The following is a 25,519-nucleotide window of genomic DNA, read 5'->3' as shown; positions in this document are numbered from 1 at the left end:
CGCAATCTACCCGTGCAGTCTGGCTGCCATAAGGAGTAGAGATAGAAGAAGGAAACGAATACGCATTTGTTGTTGTTTCTTTGCTGACCAAGTTGATAGCGACAATGTACCCATGTGGCATGAAGAGGTCAACCATTGTTTACAATAATGAGTATATTTTTCGTGTATAAATACTTTCTTTTAATTATTTAGGATACTTGTCCTAACGATCTTGTCCTGAGAGCAACGTGACCAGTAACTACAGCCATTTATGAGGGGATTAATTTACTATATATGATGTTGGTTAGGATGTTTGTACTAAATTTGGCTGTGGAGATGCAAAAGAGATTGTGGTTTTTTATGCGAATATGCTGGGTTTTTATTCTTTTTTGGGGCTTTGTTACCTATTAAGCAGCGTAAAGTTCTTCCAGTTGATTTGAGTCGATAAGCGCATTTCGCGAAGGGATAAGGCACGTGGTGAACGCTTGGATTTAAAGCTCCATGCGTGGCCACAGCACGCAGCGGTCATTATCGACTTTGAAGGCCGCAGCAGTATTTTGTTTTGAACTGAAAGTGCCGTGGCCGCTTCCATTTCATCGCGTAGTGGAGTTGAAGAAATGCACTCCCCTGTATTGGCAAACCATCCATTTTTGTTCAGATGGAGCTGGGTATTGTCTTGGTTTACCATATCAATGGAATCAAGCTCAATGTGAGAGCCTTCCATATTTAAAATTAAAACAGGTACAACAAGACCATACCTAGCGTTTTTTCTATACCACGCTTCTCGCTTTTCTACATCGTCTAAATGATTAATGCCGGGGCACTTTGCAGATTGCTTGGCATACCAACTTCCATTATGGGTATCTGTTTTTAGCGGGGATGGATTGTTTGCGATGCCATTACTAATCATATATCGAGCAATAGCTTTCACGTGATAAGGAAGCCCGCCCATTCGACGCTTTAGCAGCGATAGGTTTTTTATCTCGCTATGAGCTAGAGAGACGATTTCTCTTTCATACAGAGCAGTACATATTTCATTGAATTGAGGGTGGCTTCCGCCTAACTCTCCCGATTCGCTAAAAAAGCCTGCTTGAGATCGAGAAGAAGGTTTCTCTGCTGTCATCACTTATCTGCACAAATTTTTGATTATTGAATAACCGTATCAAGAAACGGTAATAAGTGCCATATAGGCGCTTTAAAAGCTGGTATTGCTTTTTTTTTAGCAAGTGTGAGGCTTTAGCGATTACTCATTTCATGATGATTTATATTACCAATTTTTTTATGCGTAAAGGTGAAGGTGAAAAATTTTAATTACCAATTTCCATATAAGTACTAAATCATTAGGTCTTTGTTAAATAATGATTTGCTTGATTTTTCTAATCTTGCCAATATCAAATTATTAAAAAATAATTTGATATTGGTAAGGTGTTGTTGTGGTGATGTTAAGACCAATTGTTATTTTTGCTGTTGACCAATATGTGAAATTGATCTACTGTTTGTAACATCCTTGTAAAGTAGGTGTGAGGTAAATTTACAAGGCAGGTAAGTTGCAGATCAATTAAGCGGTAAGGAATGAGTGATTAGACATTCCTCAATCCTTAAGAGGAAAACACACATGGCACACAAATTATCTAAAATAACGCTTGCGGTACTTTCGGCTACGACACTAAGCCTTACCGCAACTACAAACGCGCAGGAATCTCAGCAAGAGTTAAATGAAGATGTAGAGGTAATTGAGGTATCTGGTATTCGAGCGTCACTCGCTAGCGCGATGAATGAAAAACGCTTCAAGAATAATCTTGTTGAAGTTATCGAAGCTGAAGATATTGGTAAGCTACCTGACCAAAACTTAGCGGAAGTACTGGAAAATATTACTGGTATCCAGATTACCCGTGAAGCTGGCGTGGGGACAGGCGTGCAGATTCGTGGTACTGATGCCAACCGCACCGAAATAAACGGGGTTTCAACTGTCGGTTCAGGCGCAGGTCGAAGCGGTATCGATTTTGAAGATGTTTCAGCGGCTATTATTGCTGGCTTAGAAGTGACTAAATCGCCAGACGCGAAAACGATTGAAGGCTCTGTAGGCGGTACGATTAACCTTAAAACTATTCGTCCTTTACAGCTTAATGAGCAGTTAGCAGCGTTTCGTGTGCAAGGAGAGAACAGTAGTTTAACTACTGATAGCAACTTTCAACCTCGTATCTCGGGTACGTTTGGTGATAACTGGGATACCGATCACGGCACCATTGGTATTGTTATAAGCGGAAGCTATGCTGAACAAGACGTAACCGCGTTTCGACCTCGTGCTGATAGAGATAATATCATTACGTCGGATAGTGGCGTAGCGAGCGCACAGTCTTTTGACTTTTTGCCAATTCAGTTTTTTGTTCAAGACTACGACAACTTCGAGTACGAAACTAAAAATCTAGTGGGCACTATAGAGTGGGCCCCGAACGATAATACTAAGTTCTTTTTTGACGCAATCATTAACGACCAAGAGCGTTTACAAGAAAGTTCGCGGGTGCAAGCGTCTGGGGTGAGTGCGCTTAACGATGTGTCAGTGCCTGATGAATTTGAAACCATTAACTTTGGTTCATTGGGTGGTACAAACTTGGGCTCAATTCAAGCGGCGCTTCGCGGAGTTATTCCAGTTGATCTGGAAAATGACGATGACGATCCTAACTTACGCTTTTCTAGTGATACTAACTCTCGTGTAACGAAAAGCGAAATTTTCCGCTTAGGGGGAGAGTGGCAGGGCGAAAAGTGGAGCGTGTTTGCGGAGGTTGCCTCAACATCATCAGATACTACCACACCGAGTTTTAACACAACGCTTAACTTTATCAACCCAAATGCGCCTTTAGATGCTGGTGGCGCAAACGATAATGCAGTGCCTTTCGCATATGACTTATCTGGTGGTGCATTAACGTTCGGTATTGCTGATGGGGCAGAATACGCGCCAACGGCAGAGCAATTACTTGACCCAAACAACGTTGTGCTGCGTGATGTAAACATTGGTCGTGACACTACTGAAAACTTCGAAGATGCTTTCCGCGTCGATTTCACGTATTACGTCGACACTATGATTACGTCCGTTGATTTTGGTTATCGCTACAACAAATCAGGTAGTAAGCGTGAAGAGATAGGAAATAATGTAAATCTTCGGTCTATGGAAGATAGCCCGAGAGGTAGTTTATTTAGCGAGCTATTAGTCGCTGGTCCTGACAACTTTAACGATGCTGATGGGCGTGAGCTCTATGTAGCTGATTTTCTTCTGATAGACCCCGAACAAGTATCGTCTAATCCCGATGCTGTTTTAGCTGCACTTCAACAAGCGCTAGAAACTCATGGTTCTGGCGAAACATTAGATGAACCAACATCAAGTTCAACGGGCTTCTTTGATATTGAAGAGGAAACTCACGCTTTATACGCACAAGCAAATTTTGAATACGAAATGTTCCGCGGTAACTTCGGTGTTCGCTACTTACAAACAGACGTAACTTCTGTAGGCAACTCAGTAACGGTTGATGAAAATGGTGATGAGCTTGTTTCACGCGTTACTAACAACGGCGATTACGACTTTATCCTTCCTCGTTTCAATCTAGTTGCAGATGTTACGGATGACATTGTACTAAGGTTTGGTGCTGGCAAAGACATTCGTCGCCCTAATTTTAACGACCTTTCGACATCGGTAACCTTCAGCACAAGTCCTAACCCAAATGTGGCTATTGGAAACCCTAACCTAACACCTGAAGAAGTAATTTCTTATGACCTGGCAGCTGAGTGGTACTTTGCTGAAGCCAGCGTTATTAGTGTAGGAATTTTCCACAAAACTCGAAAAGATCTATTCGTAGATCAAATTGTGAGTGCAGCAGAAGATCCAGTAACAGGGTATCGAGACCTAACAGACCCTTGTGAAGGAGGTGGTATCTTCAATCCAATAGCAGATATCAACGTGTTTGGTCCAAATCTTGGCACAGGCGTTTGTGTGGGCACAGAAACTAAAATTAACGATACAGGTGAAACAACCCAGAAAGGTATTGAATTTGCTGTTCAATATGACCTATCTGGTTTTGAAAGCGAGCTAGGTTGGGCTTCAGGTTTTGGCGTGCTTGCTAACTACACTATTCAGGAGTTCGACGGTGGTGAAGCTGAAAACATCGCGACAAGCCGAGCTGGCCAAGTTTTCGCAGCAACCACAGGAAGCGATCAAGAGGTTAGTGCGGTTCAGGGTCTGTTAAATCTTTCTGAAAATGCCTACAACATTACGCTTTATTACGAGAAGTTTGGTCTATCTGCTCGCATGCGCTACACGTGGCGTGAAGCCTACCGTACAGATGACTTCGGAAGTACTTCTAGTTTCCCGTGGGGCTTTCCAGCGGTTCAGGCTGACCGTGGTCAGTTGAATGCAAGTGTGACTTACGATGTTAACGAAAATCTTAATATTGGTGTAGAGGCCGTAAACATCACTGAGTCTGAGGTAGAGCAGTACTGTGTTAACGAAGGTGCGCTTCTGTGCTTCCAAGGTCTGACTGACCGAAGAATCACTCTTGGTGCGAACTATCGCTTCTAACATCGCAAAATGGTGGTGAGGTGTCTGGACGTTAATTTTTCAGATGCTCTCACGGCCAATCAATTTGGTTTTGCCAATCAAGATATTAAGTCAAATCTGAAAGTTATTTGGGTAAACCACAGTCGTCACATGTACCACATTCAGACCGCTCAAATTAGTGGGCGAAGTTTCCTGAATCTATACGGTTTAACTCTTATCTTTATTGGTATTACAGGTTTTCGTTATTTTTGCCAATTGGTTGACAAATTGGTAAGTTAATAATAACGTAAGGGTAGGCTTGAATTGGCAAGATCTGAAAGCGAAATGCCATTACAAAGCACTAGTCATTTTATTTTTGGTTCGAAAAGCAACTTCGGACAATGCAACGAATATCGTCATTAGGAGACAGTCATGTCCAAACCAACCATTGGTTTTATCGGTTTAGGCCTTATGGGCGGCAATATGGTAGAAAACCTTCAGAACAAAGGCTACGCCGTTACCGTAATGGACTTAAATAAAGCTGCTGTGGATAAATGTGTAGAACGCGGCGCAAAAACAGCGAAAACTGGTAAGGCACTTGCTGAAGCTTCAGACATCGTGATGTTGTGTCTAACCACCTCAGAAATAGTAGAAAAAGTTATCTATGCTGAAAATGGCGTGTTAGAAGGTTTGCAGGAGGGGTCTGTATTAGTAGATTTTGGTACATCAATCCCAGCATCTACTAAGAAAATTGGCGCAGACTTGGCGAAGAAGGGCGTAGGTATGATTGACGCGCCTCTTGGAAGAACACCTGCACACGCAAAAGATGGCCTGTTAAACATTATGGCAGCAGGTGATATCGATACCTTTAACAAGGTAAAAGGTGTGCTGGAAGACCAAGGTGAAAATGTCTTTTATTTAGGCGCTTTAGGTTCCGGCCACACAACTAAGCTAATTAACAACTTCATGGGTATGACCACGGTCTGTGCCATGTCACAAGCCTTCGCTGTAGCAGAGAAGGCAGGCGTAGATAAGCAGCAGCTGTTCGACATTATGTCTACAGGGCCTTCAAGTTCCCCTTTCATGCAATTCTGTAAAAATTATGCGGTTGATAACGTTAGTGATTTAGGCTTTTCAATTGCTAACGCTAACAAAGACCTGGGCTACTTTTTGAAGATGGTTGAAGACCTAGGTACCGAATCAAAAATAGCGGAAGGCTCGTCTGCTAATTTGAACGCTGCGGTTGATGCGGGTTTAAGCCAAGGTAATGTACCTGAGATTTTCGAGTACTTTAAAACGCTGACTAAGTAACGTATCGACTACGTCGTCATCGCCCTTAAAGTGATCAAAAGGCAGGTATTTTATGCAAGTGCAATTTATTAAGTGGTTAGTTGTGTTTATTGTTATTAGCGCTATGTCGTCAAACGCGGGCGCTAAACAATATACCGTTAGCTCACCAGATGAATACAACGCAATAGCATCGTCTCTTAAGGCGGGTGACGACGTAATTTTACAAAACGGTGTTTATCAAGACTTTGAAATTTTACTAGTAGGGCAGGGTAGCGCTGAAAAGCCCATCACGCTGACTGCGCAAACTAAAGGTAAGGTTATTCTGTCTGGTCGTTCTAACTTAAAGTTAGCTGGGCAGTATTTAGAAGTATCGGGTTTGGTATTCAAAGACGGATATACCCCTAGCAGCGCTGTTATCGCGTTTAGGAAAGATGCACAAACGCCAGCTAATTATTCACGAGTAAGTGAAGTAGTCATTGATGAGTACAGTAATCCAGACCGCCAAGAATCAGATTATTGGGTTGCGCTTTATGGTAAGCACAACCGGTTTGACCATAACCACCTGACGGGTAAGCGTAACAAGGGGGTTACTGTCGCTGTTCGGCTTAACGGCGAGGCACATCAAGAGAACCATCACAGTATCGATCATAACTACTTCGGTTATCGCCCTGTATTCGGTTCAAACGGTGGAGAGACGTTAAGGATAGGTACAAGTCATTACTCTCTGAGTAATTCGAATACTCAAGTTATCAATAACATATTCGAACAAACTAATGGCGAAGTTGAAATTATTTCTGTTAAGTCTGGTGAGAACCTGCTGAAAGGAAACGTTTTTCTATCCGCCAAAGGCACCCTAACCCTTAGACACGGTAATAATAATCGCGTTGAAGATAATGTGTTTTTAGGCAATGGCGTGGACCATACCGGCGGAATTCGCGTTATCAATGAAGGCCAAGTGATAACCAATAACTACTTGGAGGGGCTAACGGGCTATCGCTTTGGTAGTGGTTTTACGGTTATGAATGGTGTGCCTGACTCGCCTATCAATCGTTATCATCAGGTTAATAACGCGCAAATCACAAATAACTCATTCATTAACGTGTCACATATCCAACTTGGTGCTGGAAGCGATGAAGAGAGAAGCGCGACACCTATAAATTCATTGTTTGCCAATAACCTTATTTACAATGCTTCGCTAAACCAACCTTTTACATTATTTGATGATGTGAGCGGCATTACATTCGCTAACAATGTCGCTAATACCAAAATGATAAAAGAACTTAGCGAAGGCTTTACTAATGCATCGCTACCCCTTGTTAAGGGTGAGAATGGGCTTAACGTCGCTAAGCTAAACGAGCCTGAGGTAAAAGGTGCAGAAACAAAAGATGTTGGTGTTGCTTCTAACATGAACGTCGTATCAAAAAGTGACGTCGGCGTAAGCTGGTACCCCAAAATAGTACCTGAAGTGAACTTCGCTGCAGGTAAAACAATTAGCGTAAGTGCCGATGCTGCTGAACTTATGACAGCACTTGAAAATGCCAGTGACGGAGATGTTATTACAATCGCACCTGGCACTATCGTTGTGCCCAGTGTTCTTATTATCGATAAGACAGTAACGGTAACTGCACAGACTCCCAAAGCTACAACACTGTCGTTCGAACGCTCCGCCTTGTTCGAAATAAATGACAATGGAAATTTGAAGCTTGAAGGTTTGGTGCTTTCAGGGAAAGGCAGCCCAGACGCTTTTGGCAATAGCGTTGTAAGAACGAAAAAGTGGGGCATGCTTCACAACTATGTTTTGAATGTAGAAAACTGTGATATCGAGCGTCTCGATATCAACCACTCTTTTAACTTCTTTACGTCTGGCAAAGGCGCGTTTGCCGATGACATATCACTCTCGAAAAATAGTTTCAACGGCATTACGGGCCATGTTTTAAGTCTTGATAAAGAGATAGAGGACTACGGTATTTATAACGCTGAGTATGTCAGCATAACCAACAACACGTTTAGCAACATAAGTGGTAGCGTTGTAAATCTCTACCGAGGCGGTACCGATGAAAGTACCTTTGGACCGCACTTAGACATGCAGGGCAACGTGCTAACTAACGTAGGCAGTGGTAAACGCAACAAGCAAAGTGCCAGTGTTTATCTTCATGGCGTGCAAGTTTCAACGCTAAAAAATAACAACTTTAATGAGTCTGAGCCTGTTGTGGTTAATCACACCGTTGGTGAGCCAATTACCGCAATAACAAACAATACATTCCTAAATACACCTATGCCAATGATTAAAGAGCTGTTTGCACCTGGTCCGCATACTGCGGTCTTGAATGACAATGTTTCCACGAAAGCGAACAAGAGGTAATGGGCAATGATTAAAAACCTCTGTTCCCTACAACAAAAATCTGCGCTTTTACTTTTCATTTTTTGTTCGCTTTCTTTTTCTTCTCTAGCCGCTCACCCTAACTTGGTGATCACGCAAGACGACGTTGTAAAAATGCGCAACGCCATAATGCAAGAAGGGCGTTTCCAAGATGCTTATTTGCAAGTTAAGCAAGAGGTAGATTTGCATTTAGCAATGCCAAACGTTGTTCCTGTGCCAAAAGACGGCGGCGGTGGTTACACTCACGAACGTCATAAAAAGAACTATCAGCTTATGTATAACGCTGGCGTGGTGTACCAAATTAGTGATAACGAAAAGTATGCGGATTATGTAAAAAGTCTCTTGTTAGATTATGCCGCACTTTATCCTACATTAGGGTTACACCCACAGCGTAAAGTGAACGCCCAAAACCCTGGTGTTTTCTTCTGGCAAAGCCTAAACGAAGCCGTATGGCTTGTGAATACTATTCAAGCTTACGACTTGATATACAACACGCTTGATGAAGAAGATCGAAGCGTAATTGAGAACCAACTGTTGCGTCCTGTCGCGTTGTTCTTATCAGAGGGTCAACCGTCTACGTTTAATAAAGTACACAACCACGGAACGTGGGCTACCGCTGGCGTAGGTATGGCAGGGTATGTGTTAAACGAACCAGAATGGGTTGAAAAAGCACTTTACGACCTTGAAAAGTCAGGCAAAGGTGGTTTTTTAAAACAGCTTGATACCTTGTTTTCACCTCAAGGCTATTACAACGAAGGGCCGTACTATCAACGTTACGCGCTAATGCCGTTTGTTACGTTTGCTAAAGCAATTGAAAACAATGAGCCTCAACGCAATATTTTTGACTACCGCAATAAGGTTTTGCTTAAGGCGATAAATACCACCATTCAACTTAGCTACAATGGGTTGTTCTTCCCAATCAATGACGCAATTAAAAGCAAAGGCATAGATACTATTGAGTTAGTTTATGGTGTTGCTGTGGCGTACCAGCAAACAAAAGATACAGGCTTACTAGATATTGCTAAGCAGCAAGGGCGAATTGTACTCACTGGCGATGGTGTTGACGTAGCGAAGGCCCTAGATGAGAACAAAGCAACGCCTTATATTTTCGAATCGATGGCCTTGGGCGACGGTAAAGATGGCGATGAAGGTGCATTAGTAATTATGCGCACTGAAGAACCTCAGGGTGAAACAGTGTTATTTAAACCTGCAGCCAAAGGTTTAGGACATGGGCATTTCGATAAACTAACATGGCAGCTTTACGATAAAGGCAGTGAGATTGTAACCGACTATGGTGCGGCACGATTCTTAAATGTAGAAGCCAAATTTGGTGGTCGTTACCTTCCAGAAAATAATAGCTATGCCAAACAAACCGTTGCGCACAATACGGTAGTGGTTGATGAGCAAAGTCATTTCTCTTTTAACTTGGAAAAGGCGAATGCGAATGCGCCTACGCTACACTTCTTTGAAAATAACGAGCACGGTACAGTTGCTCGCGCCAGCATCGAAACTGCCTATGACGATGTTGTACTTGATAGAACGATAGCGCTGCTTTCTTTACCCACCTTAAATAAGCGCATTGTTGTTGATGTGTTTGATGTATCTAGTGACAAGCCGCACACCTACGATTTACCACTGCATTATAGCGGCCATTTAATTGATACTAACTTTGAATATCAGGGTTATACCAATACGTTATCTGCACTAGGAAGCGTAAGTGGATATCAGCACTTGTGGCTAAGGGCGAAGGGTATTCCGAAAGCTGATATGGCTAGAGTTACTTGGCTAAATAGTAACGGCCGTTTCTATTCACAACACAGCGTTGCAAAAGGCAACGAAACCTTTCTATTTACCCAGCTAGGAGCCGGTGACCCAAATTTCAATCTTCGCAACGAGAGCAGCGTGATACGCAGGGTAGAAGGTAAGGCGCATCACCAATTCGTTTCCGTTCTAGAGCCTCACGGTGAATACAACCCTAGTAAGGAATATACCTTGGGTGCAGAAAGCATTATTACATCAGTTCAGACAGTAAAAAACGACACATTGCTTTTACTTGTAATAAAGGCAGCTGAACAGCAGTTTCTAATAGCCATAAATACCACAGACGGTAGCGAGTCGACCGAGTCTGTTTCTTTTGATTTTGATAAAAACCGTTACACGCTTTCAAGCCGTTTCGCTGTGTATGCGCTGTAATTTTTTAGGATTTACGTTATGAATAAGCAAAGCGAACATTTTTTATTTGGCAACGAGACAGAGATTGAAGACTTAGGCAATGGCTTAAAGCGTCAAATGCTGGGGTTTAATCATGAACTTATGGCAGTAAAGGTATTTTTTGATAAAGGTGCAGAAGGGTATACCCATGCACATCGCCATTCTCAGGTGACGTATGTTGAAGAAGGTGAGTTTCATTTCAGCATTGGTGGTGAAATGAAGATTTTGAGGAAAGGGGATAGCTGTCTTATCCCACCTCACGTAGAGCATGGTGCAGTTTGCCCTACAGGCGGCATTCTAATAGATACTTTTAGCCCAGCTCGCGAAGATTTTGTGGGAGAATAATAATGAAAATTAATGGCTTGCGATGGTGGGTAATTGCCCTTATCGCGCTAGCAACCATAATTAACTACATCGATAGACAGGCACTCAGTGTGCTTTGGCCAGACATTGTTGAAGATCTATTTCCCGACGAATCTGCATTAGAGCGCAAACAAATTTATGCGAATATTTCTATTGTCTTCGTTTTCGCTTACGCCTTTGGGCAAGCTATTTTCGGAAAAATCTTCGATTGGATAGGTACCCGTATTGGGTTTGTATTATCAATAGGCGTGTGGTCTCTTGCTACCGTGCTTCACGCATTTGCACAAGGCTTTCTGAGTTTTGCTATTTTTCGCGCCATTCTTGGTGTAGCAGAAGCGGGTAACTGGCCAGGCGCAGCGAAAGGCAATGCCGAGTGGTTTCCAACTAAAGAGCGTGCGTTGGCACAGGGTATTTTTAATTCTGGCGCTGCGATAGGTGGAATAATTGCTATCCCAGCTATCGCTATGATGACCATTTACTTTAGTTGGCAGCTTATTTTTATTGTTGTGGGGTCTTTGGGCTTTTTGTGGCTGGTGCCGTGGCTTGTTCTTGTTAAAGCTCCGCCTGGCTCACACCCGTGGATAACTGATGAAGAAAAGCAGTACATACTCACTGGCCAGCGCATGGTTTCGAGTGATGACGCCGCTGATTGTGAGAGCGAATACAATCCCTCTACAAAGGAGCTACTGTCGAAAAAGCAAAGTTGGGGCGTAATTATCGCTTCCGCTGCTATCGACCCTATTTGGTGGCTATTTGTATTCTGGATCCCAATTTACCTTAACGAAGTGTATGGGATGGATGTTAAGTCTATTGGTCTGTATGGATGGGTTCCGTATGTTGGCGCCATGCTGGGCGCATGGTTCGGCGGCTTACTCGCGCAGAACCGCATAAAGGCAGGCTGGAATACCGATAAAACCCGAAAACTCGTTATCACGCTGGGTTGTGTGATTATGCTTCCTTCGCTACTGGCAATGGCAAATCCGGGGTCTGCAATTACAGCGGTGTTGATTATGGCTGTCATTTTATTTGGTTTTCAAACGGCTATCGGAAATGTTCAAACACTACCCAGCGACTTGCTGGGGAAAAAGTCGGTGGGAACCTTGTCTGGGTTTTCCGGAATGGCCGCGAAATTAGGCGCTGTGGGGTTAACTTCATTGGTACCCATGTTAACCGCCGATGGAAACTATACTCCTGCTTTTATTATTGGCGCATCGCTTGCCATTATTGCCGCTGCTGCGGTGTGGCTTCTTATTCCTAAAATCGAACCAATAAAGCAATAGTGTTTTTACTGTGGGCTCGATTTTATCAGCCCGCAGTCTCTATGAATTACCAAACAAGGCGTACCAAATGAAAAAGCTAAGCTTTATGGGCGAATGCATGGTTGAACTGCGCTCAAATGAAGGCTCTGATACATCGCTACATCAATCGTTCGCAGGCGATGTGTACAATTCTGCCGTTTACTTAAAGCGATGTTTTTCTGATATACAGGTGGGGTTTGTTACTGTCGTCGGAAACGACACCTTTAGCTCTCGCATGAAGGGCAACTTTGAAGTGGAAGGGCTAGACACCTCATTCGTGTTTTCAAATGAAAATCGCTCTGCAGGTCTTTATTTAATTGATACTGATGCTTCGGGAGAGCGCAGCTTTACCTATTGGCGATCACAATCTGCCGCTAAAACCATCATGTCATTCCTTAAACCAGAAGCGTTAAGCACATTGTCTGAAAACGATATGTTTATGTTCTCTGGTATTTCCATTGCCATTATCCCACGCGACGAACGGCCGTCGTTCTTCCGTTTTATTGAGGCGTTAAAAGAGAGTGGCGTAAAAATTGTGTTCGACCCTAACTATCGTGCACGACTTTGGGAAACACCTGATGAAGCAAGTAAGAACTTCAAGCAGGCACTTTCGCTTTGTGATGTAGCACTCGTTGGCGTGGAAGACATTATTGAGCTTTTTGATATTGAAAGTGCAAACGATGCCTTAGCCCTTTGCGAATCATTTGGCGTCAGTGAAATCGTTATCAAGAATGGACCTTTATCAGTGCTCACCGTGTTAGACGGTGAGCGTTTGGAGCACACTATTGTGCCAGTTGCCAACGTAGTCGATACCACATCGGCCGGCGATGCATTTAACGGTGTGTATTTAGGCGGCAGGCTTAATGATGTGCCTATTTCTCGTTCGGTTGAACTTGCAGCAAAAGCAGCAGGCACTGTGATTCAGCATCGCGGAGCAATCATCCCACGAGGAATCGTTGAAACGGCATTAGCTGAACAACGCTAAATAATTACTGAACAATTGACACTTATTTTTTGTTAGATGTAAGCGGTGGCACATCCATCACACTGTTTGCAGAACACCTTTCAGGTTAAGGCCTATTAACATTCAACAAATAGAGAGACCATTTTATGACACGCTTTTCTGAACTTATGTCAGGCCAAACCCTGTTGCCAATTATTCAGGCAGATTCCCCTGAACAAGGTGTGAATATTGCGAAAGCAATGTCGAAGGCAGGCTTAAACCTTGTAGAGGTTGTGCTTAGAACAGAGGCCTCACTTGAAGCGCTTAGCGCCATTAAGTCAGAAGTACCTTCACTCATTGTGGGGGCAGGCACAGTGATAAACGAAGAGGTATTATCTGCCGCTATTGAAGTGGGCAGTGACTTTATCGTGACGCCTGCGGTATCTAATTCACTGTTAAATGCGTTAGAGGCATGTCAGATACCTGTATTGCCTGGTGTGTCGAATACTGCAGACATACTTACGACGCTTGAAGCTGGTTTCACTGAACAAAAGCTTTTTCCAGCATCTCTATCAGGTGGTGCACCTTTTTTAAAAGCAGTGTCATCGGTATTTCGCGATGTTAAGTTTTGTCCGACAGGCGGCGTGAATCAATTGAACAAAACTGATTACCTTTCGCTACCAAACGTATTTGCAGTGGGTGGAACGTGGATCGCGAAAAATGAGTGGGTAAGCGAAGAAAATTGGGAAGCAATAACGCAGTCTTGCCAAGAGGCAAACGCATAATTTGTTGCTTAGAAGGGGCGTTTATCCGCCCTTTGTTCTCATTAACTAACCTACTTGTATGACCAAATTGTAGTTTGATGCACTTTTTTTTCGATTTTTTGTTTTAATTTTGTGCAATCGCCAAAAGGCGATTATAATTAAGTTGTTGATAATAAATGCTAATGTTTTGGTTTTGTTTGCTTTAGAGCTTGAATTGAAATATTACCAATTGCGTGTATATTGACGCTATATAAAGTTAAGAATAGCAATTTAGTTCGACGGGTAGTCTGCAACGGCAGAAAAATAAATATACCGCCAGAGCTAGAGAAAGTTGCACAGTGGGCGCGTAAGGCGCACTACGTTTAATTGAAAAGGTTTCGAACATGAAAAGTCGTCGAATGTTCTGGCAAATTGCAGAAAAAATAAAGGCGTTAATTGCATCAGGTCTTTACCCACCAGGAACGCGTTTACCCGCCGAGCGTGAGTTAGCTGAGACATTCGATGTAAGCCGTCCGACGATCCGAGAGGCTATTATTGCCCTTGAAGTACTTCAGCATGTTGAAGTGAAGACGGGGTCTGGCGTTTACGTACTCGATAAGCCAAAAGACAAAGAAGACGCTACCACAGAACAAATAAGTGCATTCGAGCTGACTCAAGCAAGAGCACTTGTAGAAGGTGAAGCGGCTGCTTTAGCTGCATTGTCGATTACTGATGAAGAGCTTTCTGCCCTTGAGAAGACATTAGAAGCAATGAAAACCGGGGTAAATGCGGAAGAAGCTGACCGTGATTTTCATATCATTATCTCACGTGCCACGCGCAATAAAGCCATACTGTTGGCAGTAAATAAGTTCTGGTCGTTACGAGACTCACAGCCTCAAATCATTCAAGCTTACAGCACGGTTTGTAGTCAGTCTGACCAAGATAGACTGGAAGAGCACTATGAAATCTTCGAAAGCTTAAAGGCTAGAAATTCACAGGCCGCGAGAGCTGCTATGCATGCTCACTTCAATCGCTTAATCGACGCGCTGTTTGCGGCGAGCGAGGCGCAGGCGCTAGAAGAAGTGAGAAAGAAAAGCAGTCAAACTCGCGATCTTTATTCATTAAGCCATTTGCGTACTAACTAAGCCATTAGCACGCAAAGTGAGCCATTAGCACGCAAAATGAGCCATCAGCGCACAAAATAAGCCATTAGCGTACGAACAAAGCCATTACCGTACAAAATATGCCATTTGGGAACGGACTTCTCCGTTCCACCTCATATCAGTGGTTGCTAGCTACCATGTTCATTCTCAATTGAATAAAAGCTGGCAACTGCACTCTCTGCTTCATTTGCAGAATTGTTTACGTGATATACACCTACCTTGAAATACAGATATTGATCATCTTCATCGTAACCACTATTTCCAATATTTAAAGAACGGGTGACGTCAGACTTTCCTTCTCTTGAAATCGTTGCGGTGAGCGTGTCACCTTCAGCGTCAATAACGTAGGTAAAACGCTCATTAAGTGCTATGCCATCAGTGGGGTTGTTTGCATCACTGTCTCGCGAGCCGATCATTTCTACCCATATTTCTTCTTTCTCACCATTCGCTGTTGCCACTGCTCTGCGCTCGTGGGCAAAGTAAATAGCGCCTAAGTTATTACTAGGCAACTTGCGGTAGTACAGGCGTATTGGCTCGTCATCGTTAGCATGTATTTGACCTATGATCACGCGGCCTATTTGGAAATTCTCGCCTGTAGTGGTAACTTCGTTTACCGCCATCTCAACCCGTAAACGACCATTCACGCCGCCTGCAGCATCTTGATTTGCCTGAGAGGCAGAGGAGAGTACCCAGTTGTTTTTATTAACGCCTTGGGTCTTAATACTGGTATCTCCGCGTCGCAACATTTCACGTAACTCAACGCGAACATAATTGGTGTTTACAGAGGTTTTAAAACCGCGTGTAGGAGAGCGCATCACTAACGCGCCATCGTTACCTACATAGAAATATTCGGAGTTGGTATACCCCTGCTGAAGCCTAGTTTCGCCTATGTTATCAGCCGTACCTGAGTCATCATTGTCTGTTGGAACGCTTAAATACCAGTCTTGTAAATCGATACCCGTAGTTGAAGTAAGTGCAGATGAAATTTCACCGTCGCCTTCAGTGCAATTGAATACCTGAAGCTCAACTATTGCGTTATCGTCATTAACAGAGTTTCCAAACGGGGTAACACGTATATAGCGAGACGTTACAAGCGCTGGTAATGAATAAAGCTCGAAACCCGCAAGCTGTGTATTTGAGTTGATATTTGATCGCTGTGTATCCCAGCTTTCACCATCTAGTGAGGTTTCAATAGAAAAGCGATAAGCGCGAGCTTCGCTGTCATACCACTTAATTTGAAGCGCACCTAGTTGTTGGTCGCTATCAAATGAAAGCACGAGCGCAGAATTAGTGCCTGTTGATTGCCAGCGAGAGGCGTTAGAGGTATCGCCGTCGATAGCTTTAGATGCATTAAAAGGCGCTTTTTCTTCTGTCGCCGATGCGCTTAACCCTGTTAATGGTAACGCGCTACATGCTTCCGTCTCATTTGTTGGAGGAGTGGGAGACGGTGTTGGCGCAGAGCTATCGTCTGGTAAAGGCGTTTGCGAGGTTGTGGACGATGAAGAAGAGCCACAGCCATTTAGCGAAGTAAGCGTTAGTAAAACAAGCAATAAGCGAAACATATGCATTCCTTACTGGCGTTGAAGAAAAAAAGGGCCCATGTTCGGGCCCCAATTACTCACAGTGAAACCTTGGTTAATAGCGGAATTGCACGCCAGCGAAGACTCTTTGACCGTACACATTAATTTCTGCAAAGTTGTCTTGGGTTGGGCGATACTGGCGTCTGGGCTCATCAAAGATATTGATAGCCTCTAGACTAAACTTCCAATTCTTATTCAGGCGATAAGACACACGCGCCTCAAATACTTCCGTATCGTCTATGAATCGAATAGCGCCAGGCGTATTAACAAACTGCTGGAAGTAGTTGCTTCTGTACTTGTAGTTAATAGATGCGCTTAAGTCTTCCCATTGATAATAGAGCTGCGTAGAAATAACGTGCTCTGAAAAACCGAACAGGTTAGCTGGTGCAACAATGCCCGTACGCGAAATTAAATCACCCGAGCTAGGGTCGATTACTGTTGATTCGCCGAAGCTCTCATCTTGAAATTCAAAATTCGAGTCTGCGTAGTTGTAGCTAAGCTTTATACCAAAACCACTTAACCAGCTATCTAGGTATGAAAATGAGTGTGTAGCGGTAATTTCAGCACCATAGATAGTGCTGGTATCGTCGCTAGTTTGAGGCGCAGTAACGATGGTTTCTAATTCTTCACCATCAACTTCAAAAATTTCGGTTTGAGACGTGTTTGAGAAGCCACCTTCAAAGCTTTTGTAATACAAACCAAGCGCAAGAATAGTATCTTCGTTTGGATACCACTCAATAGCGGTGTCTACATTCCAAGATAGGAAAGGTTCAAGTACCGGGTTACCTACTGCCACTGCGCGCGCAAGCGCATCAGATATCTCGCCAGTGTCGCTGTCTTCGTCTAGGCCTAAGAAGTTTCGGCCAAAGCCTAGGTCTGATGGATCTGGGCGTGACAGGCCGCGATAAATAGCGCCGCGAAACATAACCTCATCCGAGAGGTCTACGATTAAATTGAAGCTTGGAAGTAACTCAGTGTAATCACCGCCGCCTTCTACTTGAATGAGTTCGTCAGTAATAGGGGCAATACCTGTAATTAGGCCGTTTTCATCGCGTGTAGCCTGTAAGGGGCCTCGATATGACAGAGACGATACTTCTGTTCTTACAATCCGAAGACCAAAGTTGCCGCGTACACCATAATCATTTATGAAAGTGTCGTAGTCTGCCTGCAGATAGGCCGCGATGGTTTTCTCTTCAACGTCAACAGCTGCAATATCTTGTCTATCTGAATCATCAACCGTTGGGAAGGCGTTAGCTATCGTTAGCACCTCTCCCGCATCATTAGTCACTGTGCCTAGCAATGTCTCTGCTAAACAGATTGGATCGAACGTAGCGAAAGAGTTACCTGTTCCTGCGCTTATTACGTTACCTTCGCTATCAACGTTGGTGAAAAGCGGCGCGCCTCCGGTTTCATCGTCAAAGAAGCCTGATTCAGGAAATGCGTTGTTTCGGCAAGCATCATTAGCCATAGCTGCCGCTTCATCACTGAATGTTACCTCTGTTCGGTTGTTGGTACCACTGCCACCAGGTACGCTGTCATATTCTAACTTAGATAATCTAACACCACCTTTTACACCAATGATAAATTCAGAGTCTGGTATGTAGTCGAAGTCAGCGCGTACCGCTGAAATCTTGTTATTTCTAAATTGGTTTAGATCTAGGCGTGTTCTTGCTTCATCAGCAAAAGCACCGTGGTAGTTAACGTCGAAGTCTTGAAGTGTCCATGTAGGTACAAGAGAACCGTTGGCAAATATCTGTGCTGCAGTTCTTACTTCACCGTTACCATCGGCTCCCAGTACATCATTACCGTAGATGTCTACATCTTCCGACTGCAGTCTGGTTTGAATAATATTTTCGCGTCGTTCAGTTTCAGAGGTAGATAGGTCAAGAGATATGCTTAGTCTATCGTTTACCGTATAGTCGAAACGTAAGCCTCCTCCAGTGTACTCTTCAAGGCGTTCTGCAAATTGGCTGTTTGTTTCAATGTTTTGCGTAGCTGTAAATTGTCTTAGTGCACCGTTAGAGGTAGCCACAAGGTCAAAGGGCAGTCTTTCTGACGCTGGCGTGGTATAGCCATCAATGTGGTTGACTTCGGCAAAGACGAGGTCGTTTCTTACTTCACTAAAGGTTCTATCTGAAAGCTGTACGTCGGCATTTACCTCTAGCTTGTTATTAGGGCGCCACTGGATAGCACCGAAGAATGATTCTCTATCGTCGTCGGTAACGTTTTGTCTAAACGAGTTTTGTGAGCGAGAAAAGATAAACGGCTCCGAAGCATCAGGCGCAGCGCCGGTACCATCAGTAATTAAATTTAGCGCGCCACCGTTATCTTCACAGTCTGTGCGGCTGCTGTTAATTCCGTCACCAAATGCCGGTGAAACTCTGCATGCATCCCAACTCGTTCCTGTTCGCGCTTCCTGTTCGGGGTTGGTCGTTACATTCTTTTGATAGCCTACAGATATACCTATGTCGCCGAATCGATCAGTTTCAAATTGGTCCACAAAGCTACTGGTAATACGCTGGCCAAAGTCGCGAATAGGGTCTTCTAAATCTGTATTGTCTGGATTCCAGTTACCTTTATATTCAAACTGAAAGCGGCGTTTACCGAAATCTAATGGTTTGATGGTATCTAAATGTATTTGACCTGAAACACCGCCTTCAATCAGCTCAGCAGACTGTGTTTTATAAATCGCAACTTTATTAAAAAGCTCTGATGGAAATTGAGAGAAGTTTACAGAGCGGTCACCACTGCCGTTCGCTGCTTCACGACCGTTCATTACCGTACTGCCTAGATAAGGGCCAAGGCCTCGAATTGAAATTTCCGTTGCACCGCCTTGCTCTCTGTGAGAAGACGCGCCAGTAAGGGTTTCTAATGCCTCACCAATAGACAAAGCAGGCAGGTCGCCAATGTCGTCAGCAGAGATACCATCAACAATTTCAGTTGATTCACGCTTTATCGAGATAGAGCTTTGAATAGTACCTCGAATACCTTTAACTTCGATAATTTCGGTTGTTTCTTCATCGGCAGCATCTGCTTCTTGCGCTGAAACTGGGGCGCTCATAAGCAGACCTGCAGAGCACGCAGCATAAACCAGAGCTGGGCTGAAGTATTTGGCGCGAATGGCGTGTACGAACGGATTTGGTTTTCTCTGATTTATCATCGTGGCTTCCATAATGCTGTGTCTTTTGTTTTGTAGGGCTTTCAGCAATTTATTTGGTTATTAAATCTAACCAAAACGCATATCTGTTATTACCAATTTGTTTCATGGTGTAAAGCCAATGCTAAGGGTTTGTTTACGTATTGGCAACAAATTTACAAGAAAATAATTAAAATTGTCATTATTTCGCTTATCTATGAGACGGATAGCCAAAAGATGTAGATCGTGCTTTTATCTGCTAAAAGGCTATTAAATATATATAAATCAATTCATTAGTGTTTTGGTGTTCAGTGGTTACTGGTTCTCGATGTCAAAAAAATGTTATCAGTTTGTTTTTCTGGTGGTAATAATAAATTCTTTGTGGTTACATACCAATAACTATTTTGGTTGTATGTATTGGTAAGGTTGGTTTTCTCTATTGGTAAGTTTTTGGCAGTGGGGTTTATCAGCATCAAAGAAAATAAGCAGCGAGAGTAATAATGAAAAAAATAAGTATTTTAACGCTTAGCGCCTTAAGCCTAGGGCTTGCGGGTTGCGGTGGTGATGATGGTGCTACAAACCAGCCTGGTGCCTTATCTCTTTCTGGAACGGCAAAGGAAGGAGAGACGTTAACTGCATCAGTCAGTGACCCTGACGGTATTGATCAAAACACAGTGGTGTTTACGTGGTTTGCAGATGGTACACCAATAGCAGATGCAACCGATGCTTCTTACACGCTTACGGTAAATGAAGCTGGTACACGTATTCGAGTAGCGGTTACATACGTCGATCTGGGCAACACGCGTGAAGGTTTTACTACAGAAGAAACCGAGGTGGTAGAAACGTTGCCTGTTAACTTTGAGGGTGTTATTACCGTTTCAGGCTCTACAACGGTAGGGCAAACCTTAACGGCAGACATAACAGACGATAATGGTTTGTCTGGCACCGTAACTTACAGCTGGGCCTCAGACGGCGCTGTTATTGAAGGAGCAGTATCTAATTCGCTTGAGCTTGTTGAGGCTTACGAAGGAACTGTCATTACGGCTATGGCTTCATATGTTGACGATAGTGGATTTGACGAATCAATTACCTCTGAGCCTACTGAAGCTATTGCACCAGTACCGGCTGATAATGAAACTGGCTCGCTTGATGACCCAATTACTGGTGAGCTAACAGTAGGTGCCACGCTTACTGCACCTACCCCTGTTGATGCCAATGGCGTTTCAGGTGAAATTAGTTACCAGTGGCAATCGCGTAACGTTGGCGAAGATTTGTCTGCAGCGGTCAATATCGATGGTGCAACAGAAGCAACATTAGTCGTAACAGAAGCTGACTTAGGCAAAGTGCTTTCAGTTAACGTATCTTATATCGATGATGCAAACTATGAAGAAAACCTGTCGAAAAGTGCAGATGACCAAATATTTACGTTTTATGTGCAAGGTGAAGTGTCGCTCACTGCAGCGCTAGCTAACGCGCAAGAAGGCGATTCAATTGGTATCGCGGATGTATTAAATACAAGTGATACTGCAGATGATTATGAAGATATGGCGGAGCTTTCTATCGCACAAAATAATCTTCTTATTAAACGGGTAGCTGAGACTAACGCGGTCATTTCAGGCACTACGTGTATTGCATTCAGTTCGTCAGTCAGCGGTGTAGTATTAGACGGTCTTGTGTTCGAAGAGCTAGTGATACCCGTTGCGGGGAGCTGCGGCGAAGGCCGAGGCTCAATTGACCTAAACGGCTCTGGCAATACCATTAAAAACTCTAGTTTCTTGAGCGACTCAGGTGCTACGCGACCTAATTTAGGTTCAAGTGACGAGTCTCACTACATCACGGTTAGTGGTACCGACAATATTATTGAACGTAACCTATTTACTGGTAAAAGCGTCAACGAAGCTGAAGAAGGCTCTGCTATTAGCATGTTCCTAGGTGTCGGTGACACGCCTAACTCATTGGGCGATCATCAGCGTAACATTGTTCAATACAATCTGTTCAAAGACTTCCTACCTACCACTATTGACGGTGATGGAGAATTTGATACGGACTCAGGTAGCCACGCTGTTCAGGTTGGTCGCTCTGGTAGTGGCGATGGCGCGGGTCGCGGCGAACATGTGGTTCAATATAACCGTTTCGATCGCGTACTTGTGGATCGTGGTCTTATTATTGTTCAAGGTGGCGGTAATAGTATTCATGCCAACACGATTGTAAACTCTTGGGGGAATGTCGAGTTGCGAAATGGCTATGGTAATACCGTGTCGCAAAATATCATTATCTCAAGCGGAGAACCTTATACGGCAACCGTTGGCGGAGTAGAAGGTACTAATAATAAAGACGGTGGTATTGCTTTCACGCCTTTAGGCCATGCAATTACCGACAACTTTGTTGCTAACATCATTACTAATTCTTCAGACCGCGCAGCACTGCATATCGATTCTGATTATATCGACAGCGGTAACTCATCTACGCAAACACTGATTGATGCAGGCCTTGATTTAAATACGGTTATTGCTCGTAACACGATATTAAATACAACTAACGCCATTCAGTTTGAAGATGATTCTTCTCGCGACGGCGCAGAAAACTGTACTAATCTTGATTACACCTTGGACTTCGACAGTAACCTTATTGCTAATCAAAGCGCAGACAACAACATCTTCGGCACGGCTTCTGGTGCTGGTGCTACAGCGATTAAGCAAGATGAATATCCTGCTCATGGTTGTGCATTAGATAACGATTCTGACTATGATAATAACCATATTTATGCTCAAACCGTTGCTGATTTAACACCGATAATGCCAAAGCGCGATAACACATCTTTGGTTGATGGTGTTGATGGCAACATATTGGCTGACACTTCAGAAGACGGTGCAAGCTTGAGTGAACCCACTGCGAATAAGTTAGTGGAAGGTACGGGTAGCGATGCCGGTATTGGTGCAGCGCTGGACGACCTTATCTTTATTGAAGAAAATATGGTTGGGCCTTATTCAACGTGGGAAGCACCGGCTCAGAGTAACTAAAAAAATCAACTAAACAAATTAACTAGGCAAGGCAGTTTGGTATATCAGTTAAGCGAGTATTGAAGCTGTAGCCTTTTCGCCAACAAGTATTTTTGTCGGTAAGATAAACAAAAATGCCCCAATAAATGGGGCATTTTTTATATATTCACAATCGCAGTCAATAACAAAGGCTCTTCTAGTTCTCTTCTGGTGTACTTTCTGTCACCGTAAGTTCAGTAAAGGTTACTCGCGTGTAGTCACCATTTTTTTCATCTTCTTCCCAATTACCCGTGCCTAAACAGGCCGGATACCAGAATGCGGGGTCGTCTTTTGTGCTGCACTGGTTATAGGCGCCAGCTTTGAAGTAGTTCCAATCAAGGGTATAACCGTAGGGATGATCGTATTTATCTACCTGTCCATACGCATCAACGGCATTGGCAAGGTTAATGGAATACTCAATGGTTTCATGATTTTTTGACTCGAACCTAAGGTGCATGATATCGCCATGAACGTTCACGGTGTAGCTGAACGTCTCATCAAGCTTAATGCCTTGAGCGCCAGGGTCGGTACTGTCAGTCCACAGGTTACCCCAAACAGGATAGGCAATGTCTTTGCGCTTTGGGTCGCTTTTAGGAAGGTTTCGCTCATAGGTCCAAAATACCGAGCCGGTTTCGTGTTCAGGCCATTTTTTAAAATATATTTTTAGCGGTTCATTGCCCCAGCCAAAGCCTTTTACTTTCTTTTTCCATTTAGTTGCGTGAATTTGGCCTACAACCACAGAATATGCTGGTGGTTTCTCGGGATACTTAGCTCTTAGCGCTACATGATTCACTTTCAATGTGGCCTGCATTTTTCCACCCACACGGGCAAAGCGTCGCGCTATGGGGTTACTGGCAACGGTAAAGCTATTTTCTGCTGACTGTGTTTTAACTGACTTATTGTTGCCACGCAGCATGTGGCGCAGTTCGCTTCGCGTATTTGTAGAGTTCTTTGTAGTTAATGCTTTGTTAGGACTGGTGAACACCAATCCACCTTCGTTATTCAAATAGAAAAACGAAGGATGCGTAAAAGACTGAAGGTCTTCAACAGAAATGTTGTCAGCTTTTCCATCGTTGTTATCGTCAGCAGGTAACGTTAAATACCACTCACTTAAATCGTACTTTTGTGCAGGCAGCGCGAGGTCTTCTGCCCATACTGGACTTGTGGTTGCTAATGCAGTGGCGAGTACAGTAGAGAATGTACTAGAGATAACAAGCCAGCGCTTCTGGGTTGGCAAAATTGCTTTCATAAACAGGCCTTATTATGTAATTAATGCTGTATACGTAGGGCTGCGGTCGCATAGCATAGGTTAATGTTTCCGCAACTTCATAGTAACAATATTGCTATTGGTTTACCAATGCGTTCAATTTGGTTTTACATTTTATGGCTATTGGTAAGTTTTGGGTGGGTTTGCTAGTAGATTTAGATTAAGGGGTAATAAAAAAGCCAGATAGCAATGCTAACTGGCTTTTAAAAAAACGATGGTTAACAACAGTGTTCTGTTAACAGTCCACAATAAAGGCTTTTCAATGAGCCTTTTTTATTGACCTTTGATTTCGCTACGGCCTTTGTATGTAGCAGCGTCACCTAGTGCTTCTTCAATACGAAGTAGCTGGTTGTACTTAGCAACACGGTCAGAACGGCATAGTGAACCCGTTTTGATTTGGCCCGCTGCTGTACCTACTGCTAGGTCGGCAATAGTGGCGTCTTCAGTTTCACCTGAACGATGAGAAATAACCGCTGTGAAGCCCGCATCTTTCGCCATCTTAATAGCGTTAAGGGTTTCAGTTAGTGAACCGATTTGGTTGAACTTGATAAGGATTGAGTTACCAATACCGTTATCAATACCGCGCTTAAGAATTTTAGTGTTAGTTACAAACAAGTCGTCACCAACTAGCTGTACTTTGTCGCCAATCTTCTTAGTTAGGCTTGCCCAGCCGTCCCAGTCGCTTTCGTCCAGGCCGTCTTCAATAGATACAATTGGGTATTGTGAAGAAAGGTCAGCAAGGTAATCGCCAAACGCTTCTGAATCGAAGCTCTTGTCTTCACCAGATAGTACGTATTTGCCTTCTTTATAGAATTCAGACGCCGCGCAGTCTAGTGCAAGGGTGATGTCTTCATTCATTTTATAGCCAGCGTTTTCAACGGCTTCTACGATTACTGCAAGCGCTTCAGCGTTTGAGCTAAGATTAGGGGCAAAACCACCTTCGTCACCAACTGCTGTATTAAGACCTTTAGCAGACAGTACTTTCTTAAGAGCGTGGAAGATTTCTGCACCCATACGTAGTGCTTCTTTGAAGCTCTTCGCGCCAACTGGCTGTACCATGAATTCTTGAATGTCTACGTTGTTGTCAGCGTGCTCACCACCGTTGATGATGTTCATCATAGGTACTGGCATAGAGTATTGGCCAGATGTACCGTTTAGGTCTGCAATGTGCTCGTAAAGCGCTACGCCTTTTTCCGCCGCAGCCGCTTTAGCTACAGCAAGAGAAACTGCAAGAATTGCGTTCGCACCAAGGGTTTCTTTGTTTTCTGTGCCATCAAGGTCAATCATGATGCCGTCGATATCAGCTTGCGCTAATGCGTCTTTACCGATAAGCGCTGGCGCGATGGTATCGTTAACTGCTGCAACTGCCTTTGTTACACCTTTACCTAGGTAACGAGACTTGTCGCCGTCGCGTAGCTCTAGTGCTTCGCGGCTACCAGTAGATGCACCAGATGGTGCTGCAGCACGGCCCATTACGCCTGATTCTAAGTATACATCTGCTTCTACGGTAGGGTTTCCGCGTGAATCTAAGATTTCGCGTCCGATAATGCGACTAATTTTCGCCATGTTTTTTCCTCAACAATTGAATGGGGTGCAACGG

The 25,519-nt window shown here is 43.7% G+C and carries 15 protein-coding genes; 10 read left to right on the top strand and 5 right to left on the bottom strand.

Going from position 1 to position 25,519, the window contains the following annotated elements:
• Positions 1-379 precede the first annotated feature (379 nt).
• Positions 380-1,102, bottom strand: a complete 723-nt coding sequence (locus BZA03_RS07240; protein WP_110288394.1) for a hypothetical protein — start codon at positions 1,100-1,102, stop codon at positions 380-382.
• A 492-nt stretch (positions 1,103-1,594) separates the two neighbouring features.
• On the opposite strand from BZA03_RS07240, the gene BZA03_RS07235 reads away from it, so the two are divergent.
• The 9 genes from BZA03_RS07235 to BZA03_RS07195 all read left to right on the top strand — a co-directional run bounded on the left by BZA03_RS07235 (position 1,595) and on the right by BZA03_RS07195 (position 14,880).
• Complete coding sequence (locus BZA03_RS07235; protein ID WP_101563588.1) at positions 1,595-4,549, top strand: TonB-dependent receptor; 2,955 nt, start codon at positions 1,595-1,597, stop codon at positions 4,547-4,549.
• A 390-nt stretch (positions 4,550-4,939) separates the two neighbouring features.
• Positions 4,940-5,818, top strand: coding sequence for an NAD(P)-dependent oxidoreductase (locus BZA03_RS07230; RefSeq protein WP_039224712.1), 879 nt, complete (start codon positions 4,940-4,942; stop codon positions 5,816-5,818).
• 52 nt (positions 5,819-5,870) lie between these two features.
• A complete protein-coding gene (locus BZA03_RS07225) occupies positions 5,871-8,159 on the top strand; it encodes a polysaccharide lyase 6 family protein (RefSeq protein ID WP_110288393.1) in 2,289 nt (762 codons plus the stop codon).
• Between the two features lie 6 nt (positions 8,160-8,165).
• Positions 8,166-10,370 (top strand): heparinase II/III family protein, encoded by a 2,205-nt coding sequence (locus BZA03_RS07220; protein ID WP_110288392.1) that lies wholly within the window; start codon positions 8,166-8,168, stop codon positions 10,368-10,370.
• A gap of 18 nt (positions 10,371-10,388) precedes the next feature.
• Entirely contained in the window at positions 10,389-10,733 is a 345-nt protein-coding gene (locus BZA03_RS07215; protein ID WP_014948493.1) for a cupin domain-containing protein, read from the top strand.
• Between the two features lie 2 nt (positions 10,734-10,735).
• Complete coding sequence (locus BZA03_RS07210) at positions 10,736-12,031, top strand: MFS transporter (RefSeq protein ID WP_014948494.1); 1,296 nt, start codon at positions 10,736-10,738, stop codon at positions 12,029-12,031.
• A gap of 67 nt (positions 12,032-12,098) precedes the next feature.
• On the top strand, positions 12,099-13,034 hold the full coding sequence (locus BZA03_RS07205) for a sugar kinase (RefSeq protein WP_110288391.1): 936 nt from the start codon (positions 12,099-12,101) through the stop codon (positions 13,032-13,034).
• 125 nt (positions 13,035-13,159) lie between these two features.
• Positions 13,160-13,777, top strand: a complete 618-nt coding sequence (eda, locus tag BZA03_RS07200; RefSeq protein WP_110288390.1) for a bifunctional 4-hydroxy-2-oxoglutarate aldolase/2-dehydro-3-deoxy-phosphogluconate aldolase — start codon at positions 13,160-13,162, stop codon at positions 13,775-13,777.
• Positions 13,778-14,139: 362 nt separating this feature from the next.
• Positions 14,140-14,880: a FadR/GntR family transcriptional regulator gene (locus tag BZA03_RS07195; protein ID WP_014948497.1), complete on the top strand. Its 741-nt coding sequence runs from the start codon at positions 14,140-14,142 to the stop codon at positions 14,878-14,880.
• A gap of 146 nt (positions 14,881-15,026) precedes the next feature.
• Here BZA03_RS07195 and BZA03_RS07190 read toward each other — a convergent pair whose 3' ends face one another.
• Complete coding sequence (locus BZA03_RS07190; RefSeq protein ID WP_110288389.1) at positions 15,027-16,460, bottom strand: polysaccharide lyase family 7 protein; 1,434 nt, start codon at positions 16,458-16,460, stop codon at positions 15,027-15,029.
• 73 nt (positions 16,461-16,533) lie between these two features.
• Complete coding sequence (locus tag BZA03_RS07185; RefSeq protein WP_014948499.1) at positions 16,534-19,638, bottom strand: TonB-dependent receptor; 3,105 nt, start codon at positions 19,636-19,638, stop codon at positions 16,534-16,536.
• Positions 19,639-20,114: 476 nt separating this feature from the next.
• Between BZA03_RS07185 and BZA03_RS07180 the strand changes: the two genes are divergently transcribed.
• On the top strand, positions 20,115-22,634 hold the full coding sequence (locus BZA03_RS07180) for a poly(beta-D-mannuronate) lyase (protein ID WP_110288388.1): 2,520 nt from the start codon (positions 20,115-20,117) through the stop codon (positions 22,632-22,634).
• A 175-nt stretch (positions 22,635-22,809) separates the two neighbouring features.
• Here BZA03_RS07180 and BZA03_RS07175 read toward each other — a convergent pair whose 3' ends face one another.
• Entirely contained in the window at positions 22,810-23,901 is a 1,092-nt protein-coding gene (locus tag BZA03_RS07175; RefSeq protein ID WP_110288387.1) for a polysaccharide lyase family 7 protein, read from the bottom strand.
• 291 nt (positions 23,902-24,192) lie between these two features.
• Positions 24,193-25,485 (bottom strand): phosphopyruvate hydratase, encoded by a 1,293-nt coding sequence (gene eno / locus BZA03_RS07170; RefSeq protein WP_014975823.1) that lies wholly within the window; start codon positions 25,483-25,485, stop codon positions 24,193-24,195.
• Positions 25,486-25,519: the final 34 nt, after the last annotated feature.

It is taken from the genome of Alteromonas sp. I10 (assembly GCF_003201515.1).
Taxonomy (GTDB): domain Bacteria; phylum Pseudomonadota; class Gammaproteobacteria; order Enterobacterales; family Alteromonadaceae; genus Alteromonas; species Alteromonas macleodii.
Note: the sequence above shows the minus strand (reverse complement) of the source record. Positions and strands in the feature narration are given on the sequence as shown.

Bases quoted from the DNA above. Each gene is read 5' to 3' on its own strand.
- BZA03_RS07205 (WP_110288391.1), top strand. From the start codon at position 12,099: ATGAAAAAGCTAAGCTTTATGGGCGAATGCATGGTTGAACTGCGCTCA.
- BZA03_RS07225 (WP_110288393.1), top strand. From the start codon at position 5,871: ATGCAAGTGCAATTTATTAAGTGGTTAGTTGTGTTTATTGTTATTAGC.
- eno (WP_014975823.1), bottom strand. From the start codon at position 25,485: ATGGCGAAAATTAGTCGCATTATCGGACGCGAAATCTTAGATTCACGC.
- BZA03_RS07185 (WP_014948499.1), bottom strand. From the start codon at position 19,638: ATGATAAATCAGAGAAAACCAAATCCGTTCGTACACGCCATTCGCGCC.
- BZA03_RS07235 (WP_101563588.1), top strand. From the start codon at position 1,595: ATGGCACACAAATTATCTAAAATAACGCTTGCGGTACTTTCGGCTACG.
- BZA03_RS07240 (WP_110288394.1), bottom strand. From the start codon at position 1,102: ATGACAGCAGAGAAACCTTCTTCTCGATCTCAAGCAGGCTTTTTTAGC.
- eda (WP_110288390.1), top strand. From the start codon at position 13,160: ATGACACGCTTTTCTGAACTTATGTCAGGCCAAACCCTGTTGCCAATT.
- BZA03_RS07180 (WP_110288388.1), top strand. From the start codon at position 20,115: ATGAAAAAAATAAGTATTTTAACGCTTAGCGCCTTAAGCCTAGGGCTT.
- BZA03_RS07220 (WP_110288392.1), top strand. From the start codon at position 8,166: ATGATTAAAAACCTCTGTTCCCTACAACAAAAATCTGCGCTTTTACTT.
- BZA03_RS07190 (WP_110288389.1), bottom strand. From the start codon at position 16,460: ATGTTTCGCTTATTGCTTGTTTTACTAACGCTTACTTCGCTAAATGGC.
- BZA03_RS07195 (WP_014948497.1), top strand. From the start codon at position 14,140: ATGAAAAGTCGTCGAATGTTCTGGCAAATTGCAGAAAAAATAAAGGCG.
- BZA03_RS07230 (WP_039224712.1), top strand. From the start codon at position 4,940: ATGTCCAAACCAACCATTGGTTTTATCGGTTTAGGCCTTATGGGCGGC.
- BZA03_RS07175 (WP_110288387.1), bottom strand. From the start codon at position 23,901: ATGAAAGCAATTTTGCCAACCCAGAAGCGCTGGCTTGTTATCTCTAGT.
- BZA03_RS07215 (WP_014948493.1), top strand. From the start codon at position 10,389: ATGAATAAGCAAAGCGAACATTTTTTATTTGGCAACGAGACAGAGATT.
- BZA03_RS07210 (WP_014948494.1), top strand. From the start codon at position 10,736: ATGAAAATTAATGGCTTGCGATGGTGGGTAATTGCCCTTATCGCGCTA.